This window comes from Halorubrum sp. Atlit-26R, from assembly GCF_003666015.1.
Lineage (GTDB): Archaea > Halobacteriota > Halobacteria > Halobacteriales > Haloferacaceae > Halorubrum.
The window spans coordinates 1-685 of sequence record NZ_QPLT01000239.1 but is presented as its reverse complement, the minus strand read 5'-3'; the positions used below and the strand labels follow the sequence as shown (position 1 = coordinate 685).

The 685-nt window shown below is 42.3% G+C and carries 1 protein-coding gene; it reads left to right on the top strand.

The features are described from left to right. Positions 1–136 precede the first annotated feature (136 nt). Positions 137–685: hypothetical protein (locus tag DVK07_RS22515; RefSeq protein WP_199719679.1), on the top strand; the 549-nt coding region annotated here is incomplete at its 3' end.

The window sequence follows — 685 nt, the reverse complement described above, 5'->3', positions numbered from 1 at the left end:
AGCAGAACAAACGTCCTCGATGTTCACAACCGGGTGTTGCGTTTAACGGGAAAATATGTTCGTTGCTCACTTAGGCAACTAGTTTCCAAAATTAGAAACATACCCGTTTCAACCAAGAGTGGAAACGAACAAAGGAATGTACGACCGAGATGAGCTTGGCAGTATTCTTGAGGGTATAAAAACTGACTTTGAGTCTGCTATCAGAGATCCGGACGAGAATCCAAGCTATTCTTTGATACGGAGTGAAAAGCTTATTGGACGTATTCATTCTTACATAATTGACCAGCTGGTGGATAACGGAGTGAATCCACAATATATCCACGAAGATTCCCATCCTAGTGACACATCTGCCACCGTATATGGATTTCCGAAGACAAAAAGCCAGGATATACTAGTTCATAGCTATGAGGAGGATGGCCCTGTTGTTGGTCCGCGAATGGCAATTAACGTTCGTAGCCAACTGAGCTCAATTGGCAAAAATTTTGACACGATTTTTGAGCGAATCTATGCCGAGTCACTTAATCTCCATAACCGATTCCCATATCTCCCTCTCGGGTACTTTTTCCTACTCCCAAAAAGGGGGTACGACTCATCAGCAAAACAGAAAAATATTGTCGAGCGTTCGGAGAATTTTGATATTCAAAAATTTATAAGCAGTTACTCGTCTCTTAGCGGTCGTGAAACT